A 24,880-nucleotide genomic window follows, 5' to 3' on the forward strand; every position below is an offset into this window, starting at 1 on the left:
CATAGCAATCATTTGAGGTTTTGGCAATTCTGAATTTCTTTGAAATGAAATCTGCTTGAATATCTGCGGAATGTGGGTTGGACAATACAAACCTCGAAAAAGCCAATCTAAGCGAGGCTAAACTGCGGGGAGCGAGTCTGATAAAAGCCAACTTGAGAAAAGCTTTTTTGTGTGAAAGTAACCTTGAGGGCGCAGACTTGAGAGGAGCTGACTTGAGGGGTGCTAATTTGAGCGGGGCATTTTTGTGCGGTGCTAATCTGGAAGGAGCTAAGCTAGATGAGGCAATTTTAAGTGGGGCAATACATTTTTGCGTCAGACAAGTTTGAGATCGCGCAATATATAACCGGAGAATCCGACAGCTAAGGACTAAAAAATATACTATTGACTTCGCTGAAAGTGAAGTCTATTTGCTGCTGTACCTTAGCAAAATGAAGCTGCATCTTGAGGATCTCTTTCTTGGAATTAGCTTGAGCAATCTTACTTTCCAAAGCCAGCAAGTTGCGGTTGAGAGTTTCTACTCGCACAGTTTGCTCGTGTAAGTCAATTTTTAGTTCTGTCGCCCGATCGAATTGAATCTGTTTGGGAACCAAGGCGAGGCGAACTGAATTTTCATCCTCTTTCTCAAGAGCTAGCAAAGCTCGCTGCTGCCATTGATTGGCTTGAGATTCCGCTTGATTGTACAGCCACTGAATCCGCAGTTGGGCGGAAATCGCGCTGCCAACAGCCTGACGCAGTTCTTTGAGAGGTTCCTGAATTTCTAAGATTAACAGTTCCCAAAGATTCATCAGTGGGCTGGTAAATTCTTCCCGTTCTACAGAGGCTACCAATGCTTCTAACAGCAACAAATTAGGTTGTATCTGCTGCATAATTGTCTCAAATATTAACTGTGCTTCGGACAACTCCCGATCGTATTTTTTTTCTGAGACTGCACCGGATGAGCGATCTAATATTTTTTGAGTGCTGTCTACATCCGCTTCTGAATCTGAACTTGAAGCTACAAAAGCCTGTAATTTTTCGCGGGCGATCGAATTCAGCGTTTGTCGAAGCAAATCGCAGGCAGCCCGCTGCACTGGTCCTGTTTCGCTTTGACAAATCTTGATGACTATTTTTAAGCCTGCATCGCCGTAATTCAATGTCTCTGTCAGGGCGGCAATTCGATGTTCGCTGACTGAACTAGACAGCCGGTGTTTAACTCCTGCTAGTCCGCCGAGCACTACACCGCCCACAGGAGGTGGCAGTTGACCGCCTCTAACTGCATCGTATGGTTTCGGTTGGTCGAGATTTTCTAACACAAGCATTTTCTGCTATAAAGAACCGGTCCGAACCTGTGTGAAGTTAAGGATTAAACAGCTAGCAATTCCAAAAAATCATGGAACTGTCAGCCCGCGATCCGAACCCTTAGTTCATCAATCATTCCCAATCGAAAATCGAAAATCGAAAATAGTGTGATTTGCACTTAATTATTGCTTCAAGGCAGGCAAAACCGATCGTGCTTTTTCCTAGGCAAGTTGACTACTTGAGGGTATCTTTAAGTACAGTCCTGGCTGCCAAGTGATTGCGAGTAGAAGTCAAAATTTCGGTTTCGCGTTCCAATCTCGCAGCAGTATCTTGCAATTCTAAAAGAGTTTGCTGTTCTGTCGCTGCGCCGTAAAGGTAGCTGGCTACCCAGTAGGACAATTCGGTAGGCAAACTGGGAATGTCTTCGGGCAGGTCGATCGGCTGATCCATCAATTTGCTGGAGAGGCGAACTACATCTCTCAGCAATTGTTCGACATCTTTTCCCAAAGGTCTGAGGTCTTGTTGCGGCGGTTCGTCTTCAATCCATTCTACTAGACCGACTAAATAGGGTTTTTCCCGAACGGCGTCGAGCACTCGGAACCGCTGCTGGCCGAGAGTCATAATTTTCATGCGATCGTCGGGGAGGCGCTGGCAGTGAATCACTTCGGCGCAACAGCCAACAGCAGAGACTTTGTTTTGGTTGGGGTCCCACATGAGCACACCGAAACGCCGATCGCCCTCCAGAATCGTATTCATCATGATTCGATAGCGAAACTCGAAGATTTGCAGCGGGAGAGGTCTACCTGGAAATAGAACCACTTCCGGCAACGGAAATAAGGGGAGTTCGCGAACTGCTACAGAGGAAGAGGATGCCATTGTCGCTCAAAAGTGACGGTACTTGCGCTTATTTTTCTTACTTTAACTGATTACAGGCAATTCCGGGGCAGGAGGGATCGGGCTTTTTCGCTCGCAACGGGATCGACGGCGAGCTATCTCCGGTGCTGACAGCTTGACAAAGGCGTTATTGCGTCAAAATGTTAAATATACCTTTTTGCTGAACTAAGTGATACTGAAGGCGATGATAGCGAATGCTAAAGGATGGTTTTTGTAGCGATCGCGCCTTAATTAAGAATAATTATTTAAGTTCGTGCCGGAGCCGAAATTATTGCTGATTATTAAGTAATAACTAATATTTAATAACTAATGAGTAGGGAATTTTCAACAAAAAGAAGGAACTATTTATTTAATCTTTGTTCCTTCTTTTCGAGTGTTCGATAAGTCAATCTACAGCTTGACTTCGATATCTACGCCGGCGGGCAAATCCAGTTTCATCAAAGCGTCAATTGTTTTGGCCGATGGCTGGTGAATGTCGATGATGCGGCGGTGCGTGCGGGTTTCAAAGTGTTCGCGAGAATCTTTGTCTACGTGGGGCGATCGCAGCAAGCAGTAAATCCGCCGTTTTGTCGGTAGGGGAATCGGGCCGATCGCTGTGGCTGCTGTCCGATTTGCTGTATCTACAATCTTTTCGCATGATGCGTCTAGAATTCGGCGATCGAAAGCTTTGAGGCGAATGCGAATTTTTTGCTGTTGAATTGTTGCCATTTTTGTTTCTTGAATTTTCTAGGTTCAGTTTATTTTTAGTCATTAGTCATTAGTCATCAGTCATTAGTCATCAGTCATCAGTCATTTGTTATTGAACATTTAACCCATAACTACTAACAACTGGCCACTAACCTATAACTACTCACTACTCACTAAATAGCAGAAAAGCCTGATTGCATTTGGCGGCTTTTCTGCTATTTAGTCTGTTATCGGATTCCTACTTGAGGATTTTGGAAACAACGCCGGCGCCGACGGTGCGGCCGCCTTCGCGGATAGCGAAGCGCATTCCTTGTTCGATCGCGATCGGGTGGATCAGTTCAACAGTCATTTTGATCCGGTCACCGGGCATCACCATTTCTGCTTCACTACCGTCATCAGCGGTGAATTGTTTGATCGTACCAGTTACATCCGTTGTGCGGACGTAGAATTGAGGGCGATAGCCAGAGAAAAAGGGCGTGTGCCGGCCGCCTTCTTCCTTCTTGAGGATGTAAACTTCAGATTCAAACTGAGTGTGAGGCAGGATGCTTTTCGGCTTGGCAATCACCATTCCGCGCTCAATATCCGCCTTTAAAATCCCCCGCAGCAGTAGGCCCACGTTGTCGCCGGCCAAGCCTTCATCCAACTGTTTGGTGAACATTTCCACACCAGTCACCGTAGTGCTGCGAGTGTCCTTAAGGCCCACCAATTCGACTGTTTCGCCGACTTTGATTGTGCCGCGCTCAATCCGACCAGTAGCGACAGTACCCCGACCCGTAATCGAGAATACGTCTTCTACAGCCATCAAGAAAGGCTTGTCAATTTCGCGCTCTGGGGTGGGGATGTAAGAATCTACTTCTTCCATCAGCTTGTAAATTTTGTCAACCCAGGGATTTTCGCCCTTCTGGATTTTGGGGTTAGCAATCATCGCTTCGAGAGCTTGCAATCCAGAACCTGTCACAATGGGGATGTCATCGCCTGGAAAATCGTAAGAGCTCAGGAGTTCGCGGACTTCGAGTTCCACGAGTTCCATTAGTTCTGGGTCGTCTACCATGTCTTCTTTGTTCAAGAACACAACCAAGCTGGGAACGCCCACTTGCTTAGCTAGCAGGATGTGTTCGCGAGTTTGAGGCATGGGGCCGTCTGCCGCTGATACCACTAAGATGCCGCCGTCCATTTGAGCTGCACCGGTGATCATGTTTTTCACATAGTCAGCGTGTCCGGGGCAATCTACGTGGGCATAGTGCCGAGTTGTGGTTTCGTATTCCACGTGAGCAGTATTAATCGTAATACCCCGTGCTTTTTCTTCAGGCGCGGCGTCGATTTCGTCGTACTTCTTAGCCTTTGCTTGACCTAATGCAGAGAGAGTCATCGTAATCGCTGCGGTCAAAGTTGTTTTGCCGTGGTCAACGTGACCGATCGTGCCGATGTTTACGTGGGGTTTAGTCCGTTCAAATTTTGCGCGTGCCATTCTCGATTTGTTCCTTGTTTCTTTTAGCGATTTTAGATTTTAACATTTTAGATTTTAGACTTTGGATTTCATCCAAAATCCAAAATCTAAAATTCAAAATCGTTAGTTACCTTTGTTCTTAGCGATGATGGCTTCAGCCACATTTCGCGGCACTTCTTCGTAATGGCTGAATTCCATTGTGAAGATGCCTCGACCTTGGGTTTTCGAGCGGATATCAGTAGCGTAGCCAAACATTTCTGCTAGTGGAACTTTTACAGAAACTTTGGCAATTCCCTGATCTGTCTCTTGACCTTCGATCTGACCCCGACGCGAGTTGAGGTCTCCGATGACGTTCCCGATGTAATCTTCGGGAACTTCAACCTCTACTTTCATCATAGGCTCTAGCAGCACTGGGGACGCCTTCATCACGGCTTCTTTGATCGCCATTGAACCGGCGATCTTAAATGCCATTTCTGAGGAGTCTACGTCGTGGAAAGACCCGTCTACCATAGTAGCTTTGAGGTCAATCACGGGATATCCTGCTACGATACCTGATTCGCAGGCTTCTTTCATCCCTTGTTCTGCCGGGCCGATGTACTCTTTGGGTACAGTGCCACCAACAATTTTGGAGACAAATTCAAAGCCGCTTCCGACTTCGGTGGGTTCTAGTTCGATCACAACGTGACCGTACTGACCTTTACCGCCACTTTGGCGGATAAATTTACCTTCGGCGCGGACGGATTTGCGAATGGTTTCACGGTAGGCTACTTGCGGCTGACCCACGTTGGCTTCTACTTTGAATTCCCGCAGCATCCTGTCTACCAGGATTTCCAGGTGCAGTTCGCCCATGCCGGCGATGACTGTCTGGTTGGTTTCTGGGTCAACGTTGACTCGGAAGGTGGGGTCTTCTTCCGAGAGTGACTGGAGGGCTTTGGAGAGCTTCTCCATGTCTTGTTTGGTTTTGGGTTCTACAGCCACCGAGATGACTGGCTCTGGAATAAACAGAGATTCCAGAATCACTGGCGCTCCTTCTTCGCAGAGGGTGTCGCCGGTGAAGGTGTCTTTCAAACCCAAGGCTGCTCCCAAGTCTCCTGCCCGCAGTTCCTCAACTTCTATCCGATCGTCCGCTTTGAGTACAATTAGGCGAGAAACCCGCTCTTTTTTGTCTTTGGTGGAGTTCAGGACGTAGGTTCCTTTTTTGAGGATACCGGAGTAGACGCGAACAAAGGTAAGCCGGCCGTAGGGGTCAGCCATGATTTTGAATGCCAGGGCTGACAGGGGCGCGCTGTCGTCTGCAAATCTTTCTGCGGTGTCGCCGTTGGGCAGGAGTCCTTGAATTGGAGGAACTTCCAAGGGCGAGGGTAGATAGTCGATGACTGCATCCAACAACAACTGAACGCCTTTGTTTTTGAAGGCAGAACCGCACAACATGGGGACGATCGTACCTTCGACAGTGCCGTGACGCAGGGCCAAGCGGATTTCGTCTTCAGTTAACTCTTCGCCTTCGAGGTATTTCTCGGTGAGGGCGTCGTTGGTTTCTGCTACGGACTCGATCAGCTTGGTGCGGTATTCTGCTGCTAGCTCTTTTACTTCATCGGGGATTTCTACTTCCTCGATGTCGGTTCCCATATCGTTGTTGTAGATATAGGCTTTCATTTGCACTAAGTCTACAATTCCCCGGAAGTTTTCTTCGCTGCCGATCGGGATTTGGATGGGTACGGCGTTCGCTCTCATGCGATCGCGAATTTGGCCGTAGACTTTGTAGAAGTTTGCGCCCATCCGATCCATTTTGTTGACGAACACGATCCTCGGTACTTTGTACCTGTCGGCTTGTCGCCAAACTGTTTCGGACTGCGGCTGCACTCCCCCTACCGAGCAGAACACTGCGATCACTCCGTCGAGCACTCGCATCGAGCGTTCAACTTCGATCGTGAAGTCTACGTGTCCGGGAGTGTCGATGATGTTGATTTTGTAATCTTTCCAACTGGTGGTGATAGCAGCGGCAGTAATCGTAATTCCCCGCTCCCGCTCTTGCTCCATCCAGTCGGTGACTGCTGTTCCCTCGTGCACTTCACCCATTTTGTGAACCATGCCTGAATAGAACAGAATTCTTTCAGTTGTTGTTGTTTTGCCCGCGTCGATGTGGGCTGCGATGCCGATGTTGCGAGTTTTTTCTAGCGGGACGGTACGTGCCACAGCTACCTCCTTAATCTTGTGTTGCTGTTATAATACTATTATACTACACAGTAACCCTATTTTGCACTCCCCAGCGACTTACAAAAGTCTCTGGAGTTTATTGTTACATTTTAATATTTTTTGCAAAATTTGTTTACAAAAATATTAAGGATGCGACATGGAGGATTCAGAGAGTGCGTTAATTTTGAGTGCGTGAATTTTGTTTTTGGGAGTTTTGAGTTTGCTTCACGAATCGCAACTGCGCCAAGAGAAGCAATCTCAACACTCAAAACTTACACTTTCCAATTTCTCACCCGATGCTTTTATACCGCACGATCGCGCTCTTCTCCATGCCCGATGTGGCTGTTAGTACCGGTAGTGAGCAAAAGCCTTGTTAGCTTCGGCCATGCGGTGAGTTTCTTCGCGCTTGCGAATAGCACTGCCTGTTTCGTTAGCTGCATCCATCAGTTCGTTGGCTAGCTTGGCGGCCATCGAGCGGCCTGTGCGGGCGCGGGCAAATCTGATCAGCCAGCGGAGGGCGAGGGTGGTACCGCGATCGGAACGCACTTCCATCGGCACTTGGTAGGTGGCGCCACCTACCCGGCGGGCTTTGACTTCTACTAGGGGTGTCGCGTTTTTGACTGCTTTTTCAAACAAGTCTAACGGTTCAGCCCCTGTGCGTTCTTGGATGGTTTTGAGGGCGTCGTAGACGATGCTGGAGGCAACGGATTTTTTGCCGTGCTGCATGATCCGTCTCACCATCATGCTTACCAACCGGCTGTTGTAGGTTGGATCTGGTGGAACTGGACGTTTTTGAATAACTGTGCGGCGAGACATAGTTCTATTTCGGATTTTTGATTTTGAATGATTGAGTTTGGGGTTTTGGGCTCAGATCTCGATCTGTAACGATCGAGCTTGCAATTGAGCGGCGCGATCGAATTTATTTTTGCTTCCCAACCCCGACGATTGGGCGAGATCCGTGTTATTTTTTCTCTTTAGGACGCTTGGCCCCGTATTTGGAACGACCCTGCTTGCGGTCTTTCACCCCAGCGGTGTCTAATGTACCCCGAATGATGTGGTATCTAACTCCGGGCAAATCTTTTACCCGACCGCCCCGGATCATTACTACCGAGTGTTCTTGCAAGTTGTGACCGATCCCTGGGATGTAGGCTGTGACTTCAAAACCAGAGGTCAGCCTTACCCGAGCCACCTTCCGCAGCGCCGAGTTGGGTTTTTTCGGGGTGGTCGTGTACACTCTGGTGCAAACTCCGCGCCGCTGGGGGCAACTCTTGAGAGCTGGCGATTTGGTTTTTTTCTGCGTTTGTTCCCGTGCTGAACGGATGAGTTGCTGAATAGTGGGCATGAGTTACGGCATTTCTAGCTTTTTGCTGAATATAAAGTGATTTGGCTGCATCCGCACTGAAAGTCCCTTCCCCTCTGGGGGGACGGGATTAATCAAAATAATTATGGGTAAGTGAGGATACCAGACTCTATATTGTACACGACGGGAGTTTCTTTGGCAAGAAATTTGCACGGCGGGCGATCGAACTTCCTTCGTTGCTGCAAGTTGTCCGGGGGTGAGGGCAACGGGCGAATGGTATGTGAAATCCTATAGTTTAGGCATAACTATGAGGATTGTCAGAGTCCTTAGCAAAACATACGGCGATCGAAAGAGCGCGATTTTTCGAGCAAATTGCCCTTGTTTGGAGACGCCCGTTCACTCCAGTCGGCGATCGCATCACAGTCTCTAGCCGATCGACATCACATAAAGTTATCTAAAATTGCCCGAGAATAAGAAATATACATTAAGTTGACGGCAGATGACAACCAAAGCTTATATTTCTGAATATGGAATTTCCGAACTTTACTTGAATATTTGGAAATCAGGTAAGATCGATCGAACTGTATTCCACCAAATTCAATACGCAATTAATTCTCAGAGTTTAAAAAGTTCAGACGATCGAAAAATTGTCAGCAGGCTGCTCTATGCAGTGCGGCGGGGATGGGTGTCAGTGATGGACTGAGTTGGTTGGGAGTTTTGAGTGCGGGCGGTAGATTGCTTCGTGGCTTCCCAGGCGTAGCGTCAATCAGTTTTGAGATTGCCGCGCACATCTCACCACCCACAGGGAGTGCATGAGTTGTCAGCTAAAATCTCATCCATAAAATTAGAGAACTCCAGAATAGATTCACCGTTCTTGAAAAGCAATATTAAGGTAAAAGGACTGGGTATGTTTAATTCTACAGAACTGCTGATCGAGGCTTTCATCGCACAACTTCAGAACGGGTACAGCCGCACTTACGGAGGATACAAATCAGACTACGCTGACATTATTGCCTGGGTGGGCGCAATGGCATTAGAAAACATTGCCAACAGCGACGCTCTTTATCACAATGTAGAACACGCCATTTGCATTACCTTAGTCGGTCAAGAAATCTTGCGGGGAAAACACATTCGCAAGGGGGGAGTCTCCTGCGAAGATTGGCTGCACTACATCATTTCTCTGCTGTGCCAAGACATCGGATATGTCAAAGGAGTTTGCCGGCAAGACAAAGCATCGGAAGGATTGTATGCTACGGGAAAAGATGGCATGAGAATTGCGCTTACTCCCGGTGCAACAGCCGCCAGCCTAGCTCCTTACCGAGTTGACAGAGCAAAACTGTTCATTGACGAGCGCTTCGGCAACCACAAGCTAATTAATGCTGAGATTATTAAGCAAAACATAGAACAGACTCGTTTCTCGGTGCTTGATGGTAACACTGACGAGGATGCAGTTAATTACTCTAGTTTAGTTCGCGGTGCTGACTTGATAGGTCAGCTTAGCAACCCACAATATTTGCAGAAAATTGGCGCGCTGTTTTACGAATTGGAAGAAAGCGGTGCTACTAAAGTTTTGGGCTATCGACATCCGGGCGACTTGCTGCAAAGCTACTCTAAGTTTTACTGGAGCGGCATTTATCCTCACATCAGCGAATCTCTAGATTACTTGCAATTGACGCAGGAAGGCAAACAGATTGTTGCTAGTTTGTATGCTAATGTATTTCGCATGGAACACCAACGTTGCGATTCTGAGGTTGCTTGACGGAAGGAGAAGGGAAAGGCAGCAAGTTTTGAATGCGTGAGATTGCTTTCCTAATAATTGCTTCCTTAACATTTATGGCAACGCTATTAAGGGGGACGGAAAGACGGCGAGTTGGGAATGGGGAGCATCTCACTTTTGCAGTTAAGCTAGAAATTGGAGTTTTAAGGCAGGAGGCCCGAGGCTGCGGGGCAGGAGGAAAGAGGAAGAAGGAAGGAGCCAGAAGAAGTGTTTTTACAAATATGAGATGCTCCCTGGGAATGCGTGAGATTGCTTTCCTGACCATCACTTTGCTAAAGCATTCCTGGCAACGCTATGGCCGTACCTGAGTTTAAAGAATTACCAATTACCAATTACCAATTACCAATTCCTCATTACCGCAGTGTATTTCATCCAACTCAACTAATTTCCTCCTCAATTTCTGAATGATATCTCGGACACAACCAATTGCTCGGCACCAAAGAAGGCCATCCCTCCCGCAGCGCTTCCAAACAAACAGCTCGCACAGTTAATTGACAGTCCAGCAGTTCGACACCAGCTTTTTCAACTTGCTTTTTGCCAATTCTTAAAATTGATTCATCGCTAAATTCAAAAGTTTTGTGACACTGAATGCAAACCAGATGGTGGTGGTGGTGCAACTCCGGCAAATTTAGTTCGTAATGTTTGTGTCCTTCTGCTAATTCTAGTTCACGCAAAATCCCAATTCTTGCTAATAAGTGCAGCGTTCGGTACACAGTAGACAAGCCAATTCGTTCTCCTTGATTCTGCAAAGTCCTGTATAATTCTTCCGCACTTAAATGATGACCTTGCCGCAGATTTTGAAAGACACTCAAAATAGTTTCTCGCTGGGGAGTCAGGCGGCAGCCTCTCTGGTTGAGTTCGACTTTGAGTGAGTTTGCGCTGTATAAATTCATATTCGTGAAGAAATAAAAAAGAAGTAAGAAAGATTTCGTGAAGAAAGAAGAATTTCGTGATTCATCATTAATGGCTCTAGCTACTTATCCATGTTGGTAAAGGTGTAACTGGAGGATTAGTTGTCGGTATTTCTCTGTAAGCTTTGTGAAGCTTTGAGCAATGTTGCTGACAAGAATTGGCTAAACAAGTTTTCGGTTCAAAGTCAGTACAGCCGATCGCCTCCTCAGTACAAGCAACGCACGGCCGCACAGTACACTTGAGGCGGTAGTCATTAGTAAAAAACTCGCAATCCGAACACGGAATTTGATGCAGTCGCCGAATTTGATAGACTCCTTCTCGCAGCGCTACTGCAACACTCCACAAAAACAGAACGATCACAGTCACGATACAGAAACAGCAAATAAAAACACTCATAGACTAATTTTCTCTCTTGGTACCTACAAATTCAAAACTGATGTAATTTAAGCAAGAAACTTTAACTTTGTTTCTTGCTTATCTTACTTAAATTGCATTCAGCTTATATTAAGGTGGGCGCGAGAAGCGTGCCAAATGTGACCGGCAAGCGCTATTATACCCAAGAAAAATTGTGCATTTGTCAAGGCGAGCCGATCGCTCCCGTAAAATTCCACAGGATAAACAGTCGTGTTATATCCCGCAAACGCGCAGGAAACAAAAGCCATAAAAGCCAAACCCCCCAAACTGTAAGCAAGAATAGCATCGGCATTAATAATTAAAAGTCGCTTGGCCCAAGGAAAAGGCTCAACGCGAGTGTGCCACACGCCACCTGCAATTAACACGGCACTAATCCAAATGTGACCCCCAATAACATCCTCCAAATTATTAACAGCAGCCATTCCCAGGATTGTCCAGCCGCCGTTAGCAAATCCAAACAGATAGCCAAAAATTGTTGCCGGATTCAAATTAGGATTAGTAATCAGGCGGACATCCCCGATCGCACTATCATAAATCCCCCCAAAACTCATCGCTTTCATCACTAGCAAAAAAGCACCCAATCCCAAAACAATTAAGTGACTTCCCAAAATAAATCCTAGCTTCTTAGCATCATTCCATTCGTAGTGAAACAGAGCAGCAATTCCGCCGCCGTTGTGCAAAATCGCAGGGCCGCGAAACACATGAAAAAGACCTCCAGCACCCAACACCGCCGATGCGACTAAATGCAATATGCCGATCGCAAAATAAGGATAAGTATCAATCACCGCACCCCCAGCACCAACACCCCAACCTAAAGTTGCTAAATGCGGCAGTAAAGTGAGATTTTGCTCGTACATCGGCACTTCTGGTACAAAGCGAGTAACTTCCGAAATAGTAGTTGCACCCGCCCAAAACATAATCAAACCCGCGTGAGCGACATGAGCACCCAACAACCTACCCGACAAATCAGTTAAGCGGGCATTACCAACCCACCACTTAAAATTCGTTTCATCTCTTCCAAAGTCGTTAATGCTAGCAATTGTCACAGTTCTTTTCCTCGTAAAATTAATAGCTGGGCAATTTTTAACTTGAATATTGTTGCCCTTCGCATTCCTTGCAGAGTTTTTTGAACTCGGCAAAATTTTAATAGGACTTACGAATTGGGGCTCAGAAACCGGGTTTTTTACGAAAATAGTTCGTTGTCACCCGTAGATTCAGTAAAAACCCGGTTTCTTTGGTGGGAGTGCGTCCAGGATTGCTTAAGTCTTACGACTCAGTTCCTACCGCATTCAAGGAAGTTTCAACTTGCTTGAAATTGAAGCCAATCGCCCGCAAAGCGTGCCACAGATGACCTTGCAAGCAGAAGAAAGCCAAGAAGAAATGAGCATTTGCCAGCCAGCAGCGAGGAGTGTGAGCGCCCATCGGCAGTTCGATCGTATCTGCAAAATAAGGGCTAATACCCAGCTTGGTTTCCAGCACAGGCCCGTAGAATTCAACCGGATAAGCTAAAGTATTAACCGCGCAGAAATAAGCCGCTGTAAACCCTGCTAAAGCTATACCGCCGAGAGAGTAAGACAGAATAGCTTCCCCAGAGAAACTTAACACTCGCTTTGCCCAAGGAAGAGGCTCTTTAACGATGTGCCAAATGCCACCAATAATTAGCATAATGCCGACATAAATGTGACCGCCAACTAAATCTTCCAAATTGTCAACACTGGCAAAATGAGTTTGGTAGCCGTAGATAACTAACGGATCGAGAGTAGGACTCACAACAGTGCGGACTTCGTGAATTGTCGAGTCGTACAAACCGCCCCAAAACATCGCTTTTGCTACCAGCAGCAGCGCACCAGCGCCGAGGAAAATTAGGTGGTGTCCTAAGATGAAACCCAGCTTTTTCGAGTCGTCCCATTCAAAGTGAAACTTGGCGGCCCGACCTTTGGCATCTTTCAAATTTTTAGGCGCTTTAAAGGTGTGAAATAAAGCACCAGCACCCAAAACAGCAGATGAAATGAGGTGTACCATACCGACCACAAAATACGGATAAGTATCCACAATGTTGCCGCCAGATCCTACACCTAAACCGAGAGTAGCTAAGTGCGGGAGCAAAATTAACCCCTGTTCGCCCATAGGGATGGCTGGGTTGTAGCGAGACAGTTCAAACAGAGTAAATGCTCCGGCCCAGAAAGTAGTTAAAGCGGCTTGAGCGACGTGAGCGGAAATGAAATACCCCGAAAGATTGGCGAACCTGGCATTGCCTGCCCACCAGTCATATTTAACCTTGGGATTGTCGTAAGTTTGCATCGTTTTTTGTTTCCTTTCTGTACTTGTCTGGTTTGAGAGAAATTGAGCTGTGACTTTGTAGATAGAAAGCGGGTTTCTTGAAGGTATTAGCACGCAAGTAGCGGGCATAAACCCGGTTATTTAGCATTGCCGATCAGTTCACAACACCTCGGAAAATTGCATCAAGGCCAGCAAAATTGTCTAGCAGCAAATAGGCGAGGAAAGCTCCGCTGGTACCGCCCATCACCAAACCGCCCCGGAATAAACTCCAATCTTCCGGCGTTTTGTGCCAGTAAAGAACTTTACCTGCTTCGACGTTCCGATTCTCGTAAATCGAGAGGCCCATTGCCAAAATCAAGACTAATGCCAGAGTTATCAGCAATGCTGCCAGCGGTGCTAAACCTTTTTCTTGCAAAGGCAGCAATACTGCAAAAGCTCCTACCAGGAAATAGCCGTGAGCTAAACTAACTTCTAATCCCCTGACTATGGGAGACAATCCTTTGCGGTAAATCGGCAAATTCCGCAAAAAAGTTACAGTCACATCTGAAAAACTGACTGCTGTTGCCGCCGCAGGTTGAGCTTGAATCCGATCGGACTTTTCAACATTGCTGGCAGTTGCCGTTACAAATTCGCCCGATCGAAAATCAAACCCCGCCGCTTTTGTCCGAACGCGCAGCGCGTGCCAGATGTGACCGGAAAGCGCCAAAATCGCCAAGACAAAGTGAGTTGTTGCCAGCCACGTCCGCGAAGAAACAACCGCTGCATCTGGGCCGGTCAAACCCGCAGGGCCGTAGAAAACCTCTGGATAAACCGTGTCATTTACAGTCACGAAGTAGGCAGCCAAAAAGCCCATATAAGCCAGAGCGCCCAAACTGTAAGAAAGGTAAGCTTCCCCAGACCAAAACAGCACTCGCTGTGCCCAAGCAAAAGGCTTGGTGAAGATATGCCAGAAACCGCCAAGGATGCAGAGCAAGCCAACATAAATGTGACCGCCGACAACATCTTCTAAGTTGTCAACTGCTGCCATTCCTTCCGGGCCGTGTACGGGCAAGAGATAGCTAAAAATGCGGGCGGGATTGAGCGTCGGTTCGCTAATTATCCGCACGTCAGCAACGTGGGGATCGTAAAGACCGCCCCAAAATAAGGCTTTTGCTACTAACAACCAAGCACCAGCACCTAACAGCAATAGGTGAATGCCGATGATGGTTGTCATCTTGTCTTTGTCTTCCCAGTCGTAGCCGAAAGAACCGAAGAAAGTTTTGTTTTGCGGCAATACTTTCGGGCCGAGCAAGGAATGATAAAGCCCGCCTGCACCGAGAACGGTAGAGCTAATTAGATGCAAAACTCCGATGACGTAGTAGGGATAGGTATCAATAATTTGACCTGCTTTTCCTACTCCAAAACCCAAACTTGCCAAGTGCGGCAGCAGGATTAAACCTTGGTCGTACATCGGCAACTCTGGGTTGAAATTCGAGAGTTCAAACAGGGTCATTGCCCCGGCCCAGAGTACGATCAAACCTGCGTGAGCTACGTGAGCTCCCAAAATTCGCCCTGAAAGGTCAATGAAGCGGGCGTTGCCGGCCCACCAGCCGTACTCGCTTTGTGGGTTGTCCGGTTCTGGAATTAAATTCGGATCTGCTATTCCTTGCATTTTTGCTTTCCTCCTGATGCGGTTAACTGGCTGGACTGGCTGCAATTCCTTCGCCCCCTGGCTGGATGTCTTCGCGCATTGGCTGCACGACTTTGCCTTTGCGGAAGTCAAATCCTGCAGCTCGCAGGGCGTGCCACATATGTCCTTGCAGGACGAAGAAGGCGAGCCAGAAGTGGGTGTTAGCCAACCAGACGCGGGAGGTCAGCATTCCTTGGTTGTGGAAGTAGGGAAATTGCTCGAAGCCAATTTTTAGGGCCGGCCCGTAGAATTCCTCTGGGTAAACTAGGGTGTTGACCGACACAAAGTAGGTGGCGATGAAGCCCATTAAGGCTAGGGCGCCGAGACTGTAGGAGAGGTAAGCTTCTCCTGACCAGATGAAAAGGCGCTCCGTCCAAGCAAAAGGCTGGGTGCGGATGTGCCACAGCCCGCCGATTATGCAGAGGATTCCTACCCAGATATGGCCGCCGACAACATCTTCGAGGTTGTCAACTGCCGCGAGCCAGTGTTTGCCGCCTGCACCGAACAGGTAGCCGAAAATGACAGCGGGGTTGAGTGTGGGTTCCGAAATGATCCGTACTTGCCCGACTGTGGTATCATATAAACCACCGAAATACATAGCTTTGGCCACCAACAAGAAGGCACCGATACCCAGCAAAACTAGGTGGATGCCCAAGATGGTGGTCATTTTGTCTTTGTCTTCCCATCTGTAGCCGAAGAAAGGAGTTCTTTCTTCGAGGGTTTCTGGCCCTTTGAGGGAGTGGAAGATGCCGCCGAAGCCGAGAAAGGCTGAGCTGATTAGGTGAATCGCGCCAACGGCGAAGTACGGATAGGTATCGACAATTTTGCCTCCGGCACCGACGCCCAAGCCGAGTCTGGCTAGGTTGGGCAGCAGAATTAAGCCTTGTTCGTACATGGGAAATTCTGGGTTGAAGCGGGAAAGTTCAAACAGAGTGTAGGCTCCCGCCCAGAGGACGATGAGGCCGGAGTGGGCGACGTGAGCGCCCAGCAAACGACCGGAAAGGTTAATTAAGCGGGCGTTCCCGGCCCACCAGGGAAAGGTTTCTCCTTCGGCTGGGAAGGATTTTTTGGCCATGCTTGTCACGGCGAGTTACCTCTTGAGAAAGATGTCAGTTGACTCTTAAGCTCGTGCGGCTTATTGATATAGATAATCAACAATTTTGCTTGCTTAGTCAAGTCTTTTTGATAATTTTTTTCATTTTTTTGTGTAAAAATATGTAAACCACTCGCCCAAAAGAGCTTAAAGCTAATTTTTGAGCGGGGTTTTAGCGATCGGCTCCCACAAGCTTTATTACTGGTCTAGGTTGACAGTCAGTAAATATTTATAGATTTATTGATAAAATATTTTATTAAGGCAGCCCTTGAGTGGCCCGGAAATTTCAAATCAAAAGCCTGAGAGCATTTGCTCTCAGGCTTGTTTAGCTAGATTTGTAGTTCCTTGTTGTATCTGGCGTGCTAGTTCAAGCAGAGGATTTGGTTTCTTCGGCTACTTGCTCGTTGCTTGGTAATTCCAGACAATAGCCGGCCCCGTATACGGTTTTTATGTACCGAGGGTGGCGGGGATCGGGTTCCATCTTGGTTCTTAGGTGTCTGATGTGTACGCGAATTGTTTCGATGTCGTCGTCGGGATCGTAACCCCAGACTTCTTTGAGAATTTCGCTGGGAGAGACTGTTTGACCGTGGCGCTGGAGCAAGCAGTGGAGCAACTCGAACTCTAGGTGGGTCAGTTTGACTGTCTGAACGTACCAAACAGCTTCAAACCTTTCGGGGACAAGGGTCAGCGGGCCGTAATTCAGGATTTCTGAGTGTTTGGCAGCTTGGGGGATGCGGTCTGTGCGCCTCAGCAGGGCTCGCACTCGCGCTAGCATCTCTTCTAGTTCAAAGGGTTTAGTCAGGTAGTCGTCCGCACCGGAGTTGAAGCCTTCTACTTTGTCTTGGGTTTGACTTAAGGCTGTCAACATCAAGACGGGAATGTCGGCTGTGCGATCGTCGCGCCGCAACCGCTGACATACGGTGAATCCGTCTACTCTAGGCAGCATCAGATCTAGCACGATCAGGTCGGGAAGCAGTTGTATGGCTAGTGCCTGACCTTTGATGCCGTCTTCAGCTTGGGTGACTTCGTAGCCAGCCATTTCTAGGTTGACGGCTACGAGTTCGGCGATCGCCGCGTCATCATCAATAACAAGTATCCGGGGCATCATTATTTATCTCACCGCTAACCAGATGGTGGAGGCTAGAGCCTTCTGGGGCTTCCAGGTAACTTTAACGAACAATTTTTTAATTTTAAGCTTCATTAAGAACTTTTTGAGGTATGTAAATATTATTGTACTAATTATAAGGGCTAGGAGACCTGATTAGAAAGGTGTTTGCCATAAATCTGGCCCGGGGTTGATGCGATCGCGATCGGCCGCTTGAGCTTTAGCAGGATGCACGCGCTTTCACAGGTGGCGACTGTCATTCCATTTGAGATTTTAGAGCCAACTCGCCGTCGGTTTGCTGGCAAATTAGTCGATCGAGCTGTTTCGCCATCAAGCTTGCTTTGTCTCCGCGACCTGACATAGTATGTTCCTTTGAGTTCAAGGTTTCCGACCGTCAATTACACAAAAATTATAAAACTTTTTAACCTATTTGTTAAATTTAGATAAAATTAGATAAAAAATTTTTTTGACTGTTGGCGCTTGCTTTTTTTAGCTTTTGACTGTACAGTTTAATGCTTGGAATATGATTGATATTTTTTAAATTCTCATATTTCGATAATTAAATCTTATCATCTCTGATAGGGAAAGTCAATCCCAAAACCCTAAAACTTTGGGTCGATTTTTGCCAAGTCAGGCAAATTTTGCGATCGCCCTAACATCTGGCATATAACTATCGAGAAACTGCCGAGAAAACGCCTGCACAAATACCGAAAACTAGCTAGTTGGTTCTTGGAAAGACTGAGTATTTTTGGTCGGAACAGTTGTCTTACCGCCTAATTTTTGGAAGTAAAGACCGCCGACTGTTACTAAGAATAGTGTATAACCAACAGCTTGCAAAAGATAGAGTCGATCTCTGTATCCAAATAGTGATTTAAGAACGATTCCCGGAAATTGGCGATCGGGCAAAATTGCCGCTGCATTCCACACCATCGGCCCTAAAATACAAGAGTGGATGTGTGCAGAGCGATCGAAATAAACACAAATCGCTGCATACTTGCTATCCGTCTGCGACAAAATGGCAGCGGCTTGGTCAAAATGTTTGAGTGCAGATACTGCTAAACCGGCTACAATTAGCAGCAACAAAATCCCCATAAACTTGAAAAACTGGCGGAGATCAATTTTGACACCCCACTTGAATAGTAGCGCGCCAATGATTGCCGCCCCAGTCAAACCGCCCAAAGCTCCCAAAGCGGGACTCAAACCTTGTTGAAACTGAGCGCTGACAAATATAACTGTTTCAAAACCTTCGCGCAGTACCGCAATAAAAATTAAGCCAAATATGCCCCACCCGGCATTGGTATTTTCGGTCAAAGCTGCTGTAACTGCTCCTTCAACTTCTGCTTTGAGAAAGCGCGCTTGCTGAGTCATCCAAATTAGCATCCAGCTTAGCATTGCTATGGCAACAATTCCCAGTGAACCTTCAAACAGTTGCTTAATTACTGGTGCGTAAGGCTGATTTGATGTTGAGAGCGCGTCGAGCAACTGATTGAATAATGCAGCTACACAAGCGCTAGTAGCAATGCCGGCTGCGATACCTGTATAAACCCAAGAATTGAGGTGACTTTGCTCTGATTTTTTTAAGCAAGCTAGGACAATTCCCACGACTAAGGCGGCTTCAACGCCTTCGCGGAGGGTAATTACAAAAGTTGGGATGGCTTCAGTAAAATTCATTTTTTGATAACTGCTAATTTGTAGTTAGTCCTTAGTCCTTAGCAACTTTTGTTTTAGCGCTAGCCCAATATCAAATTATTGAACCGCTTTCGTCGCGTTACGCGGAGCGGCGCGTTAGCGCTCTTGTCGCCACGGAATAGAAAGCAGAGAATGAGCAGGTATTCTTAAGACGGTTCGGGAGTAACTAAGGACTAATAAATAAGGACGGCGGAGTATTACTTCCCCTAACTAAAATCCCGCAGCATTTTTTTTAGTTCTACTTGGTGCAATTCTTCTTGTCCAATCAAACTGCGGGCATATTCTTCCAGGTAAACGCTGGCGTTGGTCACTACTTCAAGTAAAGATTTATACTTTTTGAGCGCTTTTTTTTCGTGATTTAGACTTTCTTCCAAAAGGTCTTTTACCGAGTGTTTGTAGGTTTCTTCGATCGTAGCAATTTTTTGGGTGGGATGCCCTTCTAAACCTGTTAAAATTTCTCCGGCTTGTTGGGCGTGGAGCAGGGATTCGGTTGCTTGTGCTTTAAAAAACTGTACGATGGGAATCCGGTTTGGCCCCGTCACCATGAGTGCATAATGGGTGTAGCGCACGACTCCTGCTAGTTCCCATTCCATGATGGTGCATAGCAGTTCTTGGGTTTTTTTCTCGTCAAGTTCTTTCATTTGTAGTTTTAGATGTAGAATACCTTACAGGCCGCTGCTTATATTATCACATTTAAGTTAAAAAGTAAAAGTAAGGCGCACTGTCTACCTTACCTGATAGGTGTTGTATGTGAGTTACGGGTTAACTTCTAAGGTTCGAGTAGGAGCAAATACTACAGTAAACTTAGCGACTGGTGCTGCACTGTTGCTGTTGCTAGTCTCGGCAGATTTGAGCAGATGTGGCAAAGGAGTTTCTTGGGTGTAATCCTCGGCTGGTTGATTGAGGGGATCGAAATTGCCGATCGCCCCATCTTGACTGACGCTGACCCTATAGACTAGATTTTGAGTGAAGGTAGGGCTAGTTTGCCAGCTTCGATCGATGCGATCGTAGACTGTCCCGGTTAGCTCCTCTAGCTTTGCCGGATCTGTAATTTCTGCTGTCTGATTGGTTTGATAGAGGGTGTGAACTTCTTCCCGGGCCGCTGATACAGGCACAGCGTTTTTTCCGTACTTAGTATGCTAAATATGATAGGAAAATGCCAAAAAAGCAAAGCTGGTATTTCAAAATAATGAAAAAATATCAAAGCAAATAGAATGCCTTTTAACAGTTTTATTTTATTATTAATACCTTGAAGTATTTCGTTATTTGTTCTTTGTTCAAAATATCCTGCTACCTCCGCAAACCACCTTTTAATCGTGTTTACGCTCTTTTTATAGTACGGCTATGCTTTTTTCAACCAATCGATTAGTTCTAATATTCCCGTACTTAAATTTTTACATTTTTCAAATATATCGTGAAACTCTTCTTTTAACGAGTGCAAAAATATTACAAGCGGTGAGGCTGACTGCACTTGTAATATTTTTGCTTTTTGTTCCTGATATCAGTCAGACTCAGCTTTTAAAAGTATATATTTACTACCTTTCTCTCCTACCAAACAATTTAGCTATTTCTTTGATTTCTAGTGATTCGGCTGCTTGTTTTTGGTCAATTATGGCTTTATTTAATTCTTCCTATATCATTTTTGTGACATAAAATCTGTCTGCGGCCTCCAAAGCATTTAGACATATCTTTTTCACCAATATTTTATAATTGCCACTCATATCCATGCTGGCTTATTCTATTTAGTCGCTTGACTTCTTCTCCCCATTTGAGGAGAACTTTTTCGATAGATGATTCTTTTTCTGATGCAAAACCTAAATTTTTATGGGTCGATAGCTCTAGTAATACCACAATTACTTTTAATTTTAATTAAAGTTTTAATTTTAGTCAAATAACTTCATCTATTCCCAATCGGCGCAATTCTTGTACATTTACATTGATTACACTTTCAGCTACTACTGTAACCATTGACTCAACTTGTTCTGCTTTTAATCTGTAAGGTGTTGTCGCTGTGGGAAAATTTGTCGGCTTTAAGTTTAAGCCTTGGCAGGCGGTTGGTATGGCCAAAAACATCGGCAATGCTGCTAAATTCCTGGGGCCGGCTCTAGCACTTGTTTCGGTAGGACTAGATATTTTACAAATGGGACAAGAACATGAGCGAGAAAAGCAAATGTCTGATGTTCGTCGCGATATTACGAGTAAATTTCAATTAACCGCAAAAGACTTGGAAAATCAGATTGAAATACAGCTATCTGAATTTGAGCAACAGGTTTACGGAGAGATTGAGAAGCAAATTGCAGCCGCTCGCCAGAAGGAAGAGGAAGTGATTTATGCTTCTAATACTTGGGTAAAACAACTGGCAGAAATCCGTAAGGATTTTGACGGGATTATCCAGTACATCACGCAGGCAACAGCTAATCCGAATACTTGAAGCTGAAAAAGCGCGATCGCCCTTACGTCCCAACTTGTCACAAAGCGCGATTTAAGGGCGATCGGATATAAGCATCAACAAGCGATGGAGGAAACGGCAATGCCGTTTCCCTACCCCAAAAAAATCATTCCCCGCAGTTTAAGGATCTAAGCATCGCCAGATTAATCGTAGGGAAACGGCATTGCCGTTTCCAGATTTCGGGCTACGCTTACAAATTGCAACTCATATCCCCAGATAATTGACTGAAACGCGCGTTTTCCCGGTAGTCTACCGGACAGTCAATCACGCAAGGGACATCTTGAGCCAGGGCTTCTTTTAAGACAGGAATTAAATCAGTTGCAGATTCCACTCGATAGCCTTTTAAACCCATACTTTCGGCAAATTTTACAAAGTCGGGATTGCCAAATTTGATAAAATCTGAATGACCAAAATAATCTTGCTGCTTCCATTCAATTAACCCGTAACCGCCGTCATTAAAGATCAGCGTCACAAAATTAGTACCGACTCGCAAAGCAGTTTCTAATTCTTGGCAATTCATCATAAAGCCCCCGTCGCCGGTGACTGCTACTACTTTGCGATCGGGATAAATAAGTTTTGCTGCCACCGCACCGGGAATCGCAATTCCCATCGCCGCAAATCCGTTGGAAATCAAACAGGTATTTGGGCGATCGCAATGATAGTGCCGCGCCATCCACATTTTGTGAGCTCCCACATCAGAGATGACAATATCTTCCGGGCCCATTACTTGCCGCAAATCGTAAATAATTTTTTGCGGCTTGATCGGGAAACCGTCGTCGGCTGCATATTGTTCGTACCCAGCCCGAATATCAGCCCGCAATTGCTTAGCAAAAGGGTCTGTTTTCTCCATGCGATCGGCACGCTGCAAAATTTCATTTAGCGAATCAGAAATATCCCCCACAACTTCTACAGTAGGAATATAACTGCTGTCAATTTCTGCAGGCAGAGATCCAACGTGAATAATCGGAATTTTGCCGTCGGGATTCCACTTCTTCGGGGAATATTCAATCAAATCGTAGCCAACAGCAATTACTAAATCCGTTTCTTCAAAAGCACAGCTAATGTAATCCCGTTTTTGCAATCCCGTCGTCCAAAGTGCCAAAGGATGAGTGTAAGGAATCACGCCTTTGCCCATGAAAGTATTGGCTACAGGGATATTTAATCGAGTCGCAAATTCTGTCAAAGCATCGCTGGCATTAGCCCGAATCGTGCCATTTCCTACTAGAAGTAAAGGACTTTTTGCCTTGGAAATTGCCACAGCAGCTTTATTCAGACTTTGGTAAGCGCCAAAAGTTTTTTCGCGGTTGTCTTTGCCGAGCGGATTTCCTTCAACAGCCATTGCTGCGATGTTTTCAGGCAAGTCAATGTGAACTGCACCGGGCTTTTCACTTTGAGCTACTTTAAAGGCTTTGCGGACAATTTCTGGCGTCGTACTGGGTCTGACAATTTGAGCGTTCCACTTAGTAACTGGCGCAAACATCGCGACCAAATCTAAATATTGGTGCGATTCTATGTGCATTCTGTCCGTGCCGACTTGTCCGGTAATTGCTATTAAAGGAGCGCCGTCTAAGTTGGCGTCAGCAACTCCTGTCATTAAGTTAGTTGCGCCGGGGCCCAAGGTGGACAAGCAAACGCCGGCTTTGCCGGTGAGACGGCCGTAAACGTCGGCCATGAAAGCTGCGCCTTGTTCGTGGCGAGTAGTAATAAATTTAATTGAAGAGTTTCTCAGGGCTTCTAGAACTTCTAAATTTTCTTCTCCGGGAAGTCCGAAGACGTATTCTACGCCTTCATTTTCTAAACATTTGACCAAAAGTTGAGCTGTATTCATTTCCGTTTTTTTCCTCGGTAAGTGGGTATTTTTTGTCTTCGTCAACTTCTCGTAAAAATACTAATTTTTAATTTATAACCGCCGACAAACGCGGATGAATTTAGAGTTTTGCCAGAAGTTGACTGAGTGCGCGCTTATTTTACCCACACTGTTTTAATGTTAACAAATTCGTGAATTCCTTGGATGCTCAATTCGCGTCCGTAACCGGAGCGTTTGATGCCGCCGAAGGGCAATCTCGGGTCTGATTTTACTAAACCGTTGATAAATACCGCCCCGGCTTCTAGTTCGGAAATAAAGCGATCGCTCTCTGAGTTTACTGTCGTCCAAGCTGCCGCACCCAAGCCAAAAGATGTGCTGTTTGCGAGGGCGATCGCCTCATCAATGCCTGCAACTCGGAATACTAAAGCTACCGGGCCGAAAAACTCTTCTTGACGCGCCGCAGCATCCGGAGGAATGTCTGCCAGAATAGTTGGCAAGTAGAAATTGCCTGCTTTCTCTGACAGTGGGCGGCCGCCTGTTAGAAGTTTTGCTCCCGATTGGATGCAAGCTTGCACTTGATTGTCCAAGTCTTTGAGAATTGTGGGGGTAGCCAAAGGGCCGATATCGGTTTCGGGCAACATCGGATCGCCTACTTTTAATAGCTTGAATTTTTCGACAAATCCTGTGATAAATTCGTCGGCGATTTCTTCAGCTAAAATAAAGCGTTTGGCGCCTATGCAAGATTGACCGTTATTCAGCATCCGCGATGTCACAGCAGTTGATAAAGCTGCTGCTATATCGGCGCTTGACATCACAATAAATGGGTCGCTTCCTCCCAATTCCAGCACTACTTTTTTCAAATTTTTGCCCGCATTTGCTGCCAAACTTTCACCCGCTGCTTCGCTACCGGTGAGAGTTGCTGCTTTGATGCGATCGTCCGCAACGATATCGGCTACCTTGTCCGAACCCACTAACAAAGTTTGAAAAACTCCTTCGGGAAAGCCAGCTTGCGCGAAAATTTCCTCGATTTTCAAAGCGCACTGAGGCACGTTGGAAGCGTGTTTGAGCAAGCCCACATTGCCCGCCATCAGCGCCGGCGCGGCAAACCGAAAAACTTGCCAAAATGGGAAATTCCACGGCATGACGGCTAAAATAGCGCCCAGCGGTTGGTAGCGGACAAAGCTGCTGGTAGCGTCGGTGGCTGCCGGTACGTCTGCCATAAATTGAGCGGCATTTTTGGCGTAATAGCGGCAAACTAAGGCGCATTTTTCCACTTCGCCGATCGCAGATTTGAGCGTTTTGCCCATTTCCAGGGTCATCATTTCAGCGTAAATTTCGCGATCGCACTCCAATATCTCGGCAGCTTTCTGCATCCACAGAGCTCTCTGTTCAAACGGCAGTTGGCGGTATTTTTTAAAAGCTTGCTGTGCTAATTCCAGCTTAGCTTCTATTACCTCATCCGCGATCGGCTCGAAAGTTTTCAGCGTTTCTCCCGTTGCTGGGTTGATAGTAGCAATAGCCATTGTTTCATCTCCTGTGTGAAAAACACAAAACTCCCTTCTAGTATTCAAGCTAGCCCGGGAGTTATATCAAGGTCTTACAAAATGGGAATTTGCCAGCCACGTTTTCAGGTCTTGCCAATTTGCAAGTGTCGGATTTGTTTAAATCTCTCTACTTTTAATTATAGTTCAGAATCTCGATCGCAAATCTTAAGAAAATTTATCTCGGTGCGAATCCCAGACATCCGGGCGATCCCCAACCGATCGACAATCTGACTTACGCAACAATCATGGGGATAGGGGCAACCGCCGGGAGATTGTCCCTACCAAGGAGGGACAGCAATACTCTTCTTGTTAAGGAAAATGCGAGGAAATTGGGACTTC

The 24,880-nt window shown here is 46.4% G+C and carries 24 protein-coding genes and 1 pseudogene; 4 read left to right on the top strand and 21 right to left on the bottom strand.

Annotated features, from left to right (window positions below):
* Nucleotides 1–77: 77 nt before the first annotated feature.
* Entirely contained in the window at nucleotides 78–326 is a 249-nt protein-coding gene (locus QUA99_RS17070) for a pentapeptide repeat-containing protein (protein ID WP_333238849.1), read from the top strand.
* Between the two features lie 33 nt (nucleotides 327–359).
* Here the strand turns inward: QUA99_RS17070 and QUA99_RS17075 are convergent, their stop codons facing one another.
* The 7 genes from QUA99_RS17075 to rpsL all read right to left on the bottom strand — a co-directional run bounded on the left by QUA99_RS17075 (nucleotide 360) and on the right by rpsL (nucleotide 7,844).
* The gene (locus QUA99_RS17075; RefSeq protein ID WP_333238851.1) at nucleotides 360–1,298 is read right to left on the bottom strand and encodes a PspA/IM30 family protein; all 939 of its coding nucleotides are present in this window, start codon (nucleotides 1,296–1,298) and stop codon (nucleotides 360–362) included.
* A gap of 214 nt (nucleotides 1,299–1,512) precedes the next feature.
* Nucleotides 1,513–2,154 (bottom strand): LON peptidase substrate-binding domain-containing protein, encoded by a 642-nt coding sequence (locus QUA99_RS17080; protein ID WP_332977659.1) that lies wholly within the window; start codon nucleotides 2,152–2,154, stop codon nucleotides 1,513–1,515.
* A gap of 408 nt (nucleotides 2,155–2,562) precedes the next feature.
* Entirely contained in the window at nucleotides 2,563–2,880 is a 318-nt protein-coding gene (gene rpsJ, locus QUA99_RS17085) for a 30S ribosomal protein S10 (RefSeq protein WP_006632193.1), read from the bottom strand.
* 217 nt (nucleotides 2,881–3,097) lie between these two features.
* Complete coding sequence (gene tuf, locus QUA99_RS17090; protein WP_333238852.1) at nucleotides 3,098–4,327, bottom strand: elongation factor Tu; 1,230 nt, start codon at nucleotides 4,325–4,327, stop codon at nucleotides 3,098–3,100.
* 102 nt (nucleotides 4,328–4,429) lie between these two features.
* Nucleotides 4,430–6,502 carry an elongation factor G gene (gene fusA / locus QUA99_RS17095; protein ID WP_333238854.1) on the bottom strand — a complete coding sequence of 691 codons (2,073 nt, stop codon included), beginning with the start codon at nucleotides 6,500–6,502 and terminating at the stop codon, nucleotides 4,430–4,432.
* A gap of 345 nt (nucleotides 6,503–6,847) precedes the next feature.
* Nucleotides 6,848–7,318 carry a 30S ribosomal protein S7 gene (gene rpsG, locus QUA99_RS17100; RefSeq protein WP_006632196.1) on the bottom strand — a complete coding sequence of 157 codons (471 nt, stop codon included), beginning with the start codon at nucleotides 7,316–7,318 and terminating at the stop codon, nucleotides 6,848–6,850.
* Between the two features lie 145 nt (nucleotides 7,319–7,463).
* The gene (gene rpsL / locus QUA99_RS17105) at nucleotides 7,464–7,844 is read right to left on the bottom strand and encodes a 30S ribosomal protein S12 (protein WP_006632197.1); all 381 of its coding nucleotides are present in this window, start codon (nucleotides 7,842–7,844) and stop codon (nucleotides 7,464–7,466) included.
* A gap of 457 nt (nucleotides 7,845–8,301) precedes the next feature.
* On the opposite strand from rpsL, the gene QUA99_RS17110 reads away from it, so the two are divergent.
* Nucleotides 8,302–8,505 carry a hypothetical protein gene (locus QUA99_RS17110; protein ID WP_333238856.1) on the top strand — a complete coding sequence of 68 codons (204 nt, stop codon included), beginning with the start codon at nucleotides 8,302–8,304 and terminating at the stop codon, nucleotides 8,503–8,505.
* A 204-nt stretch (nucleotides 8,506–8,709) separates the two neighbouring features.
* Nucleotides 8,710–9,561 (top strand): Npun_R2479 family HD domain-containing metalloprotein, encoded by an 852-nt coding sequence (locus QUA99_RS17115; RefSeq protein ID WP_333238858.1) that lies wholly within the window; start codon nucleotides 8,710–8,712, stop codon nucleotides 9,559–9,561.
* Between the two features lie 395 nt (nucleotides 9,562–9,956).
* On the opposite strand, the gene QUA99_RS17120 is transcribed toward QUA99_RS17115, so the two are convergent.
* From QUA99_RS17120 to QUA99_RS17170, 12 genes and pseudogenes are all read right to left on the bottom strand, one after another.
* Nucleotides 9,957–10,472 (bottom strand): transcriptional repressor, encoded by a 516-nt coding sequence (locus tag QUA99_RS17120; protein ID WP_333238860.1) that lies wholly within the window; start codon nucleotides 10,470–10,472, stop codon nucleotides 9,957–9,959.
* A gap of 76 nt (nucleotides 10,473–10,548) precedes the next feature.
* On the bottom strand, nucleotides 10,549–10,887 hold the full coding sequence (locus tag QUA99_RS17125) for a hypothetical protein (RefSeq protein ID WP_333238862.1): 339 nt from the start codon (nucleotides 10,885–10,887) through the stop codon (nucleotides 10,549–10,551).
* A 98-nt stretch (nucleotides 10,888–10,985) separates the two neighbouring features.
* Nucleotides 10,986–11,951, bottom strand: a complete 966-nt coding sequence (locus tag QUA99_RS17130) for a chlorophyll a/b binding light-harvesting protein (RefSeq protein WP_333238864.1) — start codon at nucleotides 11,949–11,951, stop codon at nucleotides 10,986–10,988.
* A gap of 220 nt (nucleotides 11,952–12,171) precedes the next feature.
* Nucleotides 12,172–13,206: a chlorophyll a/b binding light-harvesting protein gene (locus tag QUA99_RS17135; RefSeq protein WP_333238866.1), complete on the bottom strand. Its 1,035-nt coding sequence runs from the start codon at nucleotides 13,204–13,206 to the stop codon at nucleotides 12,172–12,174.
* A gap of 133 nt (nucleotides 13,207–13,339) precedes the next feature.
* Nucleotides 13,340–14,836 (bottom strand): chlorophyll a/b binding light-harvesting protein, encoded by a 1,497-nt coding sequence (locus QUA99_RS17140; protein ID WP_333238867.1) that lies wholly within the window; start codon nucleotides 14,834–14,836, stop codon nucleotides 13,340–13,342.
* 22 nt (nucleotides 14,837–14,858) lie between these two features.
* Nucleotides 14,859–15,929, bottom strand: coding sequence for a chlorophyll a/b binding light-harvesting protein (locus QUA99_RS17145; RefSeq protein ID WP_333238869.1), 1,071 nt, complete (start codon nucleotides 15,927–15,929; stop codon nucleotides 14,859–14,861).
* A 385-nt stretch (nucleotides 15,930–16,314) separates the two neighbouring features.
* Entirely contained in the window at nucleotides 16,315–17,052 is a 738-nt protein-coding gene (locus QUA99_RS17150) for a response regulator transcription factor (RefSeq protein WP_333238960.1), read from the bottom strand.
* A 714-nt stretch (nucleotides 17,053–17,766) separates the two neighbouring features.
* Nucleotides 17,767–18,723: an FTR1 family protein gene (locus QUA99_RS17155; RefSeq protein ID WP_333238871.1), complete on the bottom strand. Its 957-nt coding sequence runs from the start codon at nucleotides 18,721–18,723 to the stop codon at nucleotides 17,767–17,769.
* 224 nt (nucleotides 18,724–18,947) lie between these two features.
* A complete protein-coding gene (locus QUA99_RS17160) occupies nucleotides 18,948–19,382 on the bottom strand; it encodes a ferritin-like domain-containing protein (RefSeq protein ID WP_333238873.1) in 435 nt (144 codons plus the stop codon).
* Nucleotides 19,383–19,496: 114 nt separating this feature from the next.
* Nucleotides 19,497–19,856, bottom strand: a complete 360-nt coding sequence (locus QUA99_RS17165) for a hypothetical protein (protein ID WP_333238874.1) — start codon at nucleotides 19,854–19,856, stop codon at nucleotides 19,497–19,499.
* Nucleotides 19,772–20,065 (bottom strand): annotated as a pseudogene (locus tag QUA99_RS33180) (transposase); the annotation flags it as partial. The pseudogene QUA99_RS33180 and the gene QUA99_RS17165, both read right to left, overlap by 85 nt.
* Nucleotides 20,066–20,628: 563 nt before the next feature.
* Entirely contained in the window at nucleotides 20,629–20,814 is a 186-nt protein-coding gene (locus tag QUA99_RS17170; RefSeq protein ID WP_333238875.1) for a hypothetical protein, read from the bottom strand.
* Here QUA99_RS17170 and QUA99_RS17175 point away from each other — a divergent pair.
* On the top strand, nucleotides 20,801–21,172 hold the full coding sequence (locus QUA99_RS17175; protein ID WP_333238877.1) for a hypothetical protein: 372 nt from the start codon (nucleotides 20,801–20,803) through the stop codon (nucleotides 21,170–21,172). The genes QUA99_RS17170 and QUA99_RS17175 overlap by 14 nt on opposite strands.
* 208 nt (nucleotides 21,173–21,380) lie before the next feature.
* Here QUA99_RS17175 and QUA99_RS17180 read toward each other — a convergent pair whose 3' ends face one another.
* Together QUA99_RS17180 and QUA99_RS17185 are read right to left on the bottom strand one after the other, a co-directional pair.
* Nucleotides 21,381–23,018: an acetolactate synthase large subunit gene (locus tag QUA99_RS17180; RefSeq protein ID WP_333238879.1), complete on the bottom strand. Its 1,638-nt coding sequence runs from the start codon at nucleotides 23,016–23,018 to the stop codon at nucleotides 21,381–21,383.
* 134 nt (nucleotides 23,019–23,152) lie between these two features.
* Nucleotides 23,153–24,520 carry an NAD-dependent succinate-semialdehyde dehydrogenase gene (locus tag QUA99_RS17185; protein ID WP_333238881.1) on the bottom strand — a complete coding sequence of 456 codons (1,368 nt, stop codon included), beginning with the start codon at nucleotides 24,518–24,520 and terminating at the stop codon, nucleotides 23,153–23,155.
* Nucleotides 24,521–24,880: the final 360 nt, after the last annotated feature.

This window comes from Microcoleus sp. F10-B2 (assembly GCF_036704965.1).
Classification (GTDB): domain Bacteria; phylum Cyanobacteriota; class Cyanobacteriia; order Cyanobacteriales; family Microcoleaceae; genus Microcoleus.